This is a genomic window from Desulfosporosinus sp. Tol-M2, from assembly GCF_059735615.1.
This window is the reverse complement of sequence record NZ_JCAIJG010000190.1, coordinates 1-1579: the sequence shown is the minus strand read 5'-3', so window position 1 is coordinate 1579 and position 1579 is coordinate 1. Positions and strand designations below refer to the sequence as shown.

Genomic DNA, 1579 nt, shown 5'->3' with positions numbered 1-1579 from the left:
GATCTGCTCCGCGCGATAGTCGTCGGTCTTGGCATTTATCATCGTCATGCGATTTAGCGCAAGGTTGATATCTTCTTTGGTCGCGGTATCGGCTTTGTCGGCTTTGGTGTCAATCTTGGCATTCATCTTGTCAAATTGCCCGCTCAAAAACTCTACCAGTTCGCAATAGGTTTGATCAACTTTATCAAACCGGCCGTCAATCTTGGCAAACCGGGCATCAATCTTGGCAAACCGGTCATCAATCTTGGTAAACCGGGCATCCATCTTATCAAACCGGGTGTCAATCTTGGCAAACCGGTCGTCAATCTTGGTAAACCGGGCATCCATCTTATCAAACCGGGTGTCAATCTTGGCAAACTGGGCATCAGAATCTTTTTTCATCTCCTGATAATTCTGCTCCATTTTATCAAACCGGTCGTTAAAAATTTTCACCAACTCGCGCGAATCGATTTGATTGTTGTTTTGATTTGATGTCTCCGGCATTTTTTTGAATTAAACGCGGCTTGAACACGATTTGAATATGATTCAAGTATAACCCAAACAAAATCCCACCGCAAACGCGTGTATGGCAACCGCTCACTGGGTCTAAAATTAAAAGGGTCTATCCCTCGTTACCGTGAGGGTTAGTCCCCTTTAATTTTTAATTTCTGGGAAAGGTTTAACCCTCGCGTTCTCGCGAGGGTTAAACCTTTAAAATACAAACCCCCAGTGAGTGGTTACTGTGTATTTGAAAAAGGGTTTCCATTATTCCGGCGAAAGTATAAAAAAAGACGCTAACTGATCATTGCGAGATTATAATGCTATCACTATCCGCAACAATCGTTAGCGCAATAATATCAATCTTTTTCTTCTTACCCAATTCCATTTTCATCGAAAGGATGGCCTCTTTTTTTCTATCGTAAGAGGAAAAACCGAACATAGTCTTATTCGGCCGAAGTTTAGTTGGAATAAAAGAACTTGTGCATATTATTTCTCCGTCAGAAAAAATTTCAATCATCATACGATCCGTGTTGATATAATCAACATCCTTTCCGCTCACTCTTTCATATATAATCACTGAAGACCCTTTTATGGTAATTATCATAACATCACCAATATCACTGAAACATCCTGAATTATCTTTGTCAAATCGCCGACGAATTGGATAAGTGAAACCTAGGCAAATTAAAGAAAGGCTGTTGCGAGGCGGGGCCTGCAACAGTCATAAGGCACACTAGCGATTTGATCTGCCGAATGTCTCCTTCTTTCGAAGGATCTGATCGGCCAAATCAGGAATCCTCTGATTTGTCCACCCCTCCCTAGGGAGGTAGTGGAATCTATCTACTACCTCCCCGGTGTCCTTCCTTAGTTCAAGGACACCGGGAATGGGATAAACCTCCCACTCAAAGACCGGGAAATCCCCCATTCGGACAAAAGTCCCGGGCGGATAGGCCATCACGACCTGTCCGGAGGAATCTATAATTGTCCATCTGGAGATATTCACCCACAGGGGAATATCCCCATCGCAGAGACCATCCACGGCTCCGTGAAGCTCGTGGAGAGTCTCGTTTGCCTCATTGATGCGAAGCGTGATGTTCGC

Annotated in this window: 3 protein-coding genes; all 3 read right to left on the bottom strand. The window is 43.9% G+C overall.

Annotated features, from left to right (window positions below; all coding sequences use genetic code 11):
- A partial coding sequence (locus AC6I5A_RS13835; RefSeq protein ID WP_497900776.1) for a hypothetical protein occupies positions 1 to 381 on the bottom strand: 381 nt, incomplete at its 3' end.
- 400 nt (positions 382 to 781) lie between these two features.
- Positions 782 to 1057, bottom strand: coding sequence for a hypothetical protein (locus tag AC6I5A_RS13830; RefSeq protein WP_497900775.1), 276 nt, complete (start codon positions 1055 to 1057; stop codon positions 782 to 784).
- A gap of 156 nt (positions 1058 to 1213) precedes the next feature.
- On the bottom strand, positions 1214 to 1579 hold a 366-nt coding region (locus AC6I5A_RS13825), incomplete at its 5' end, for a hypothetical protein (protein ID WP_034617320.1).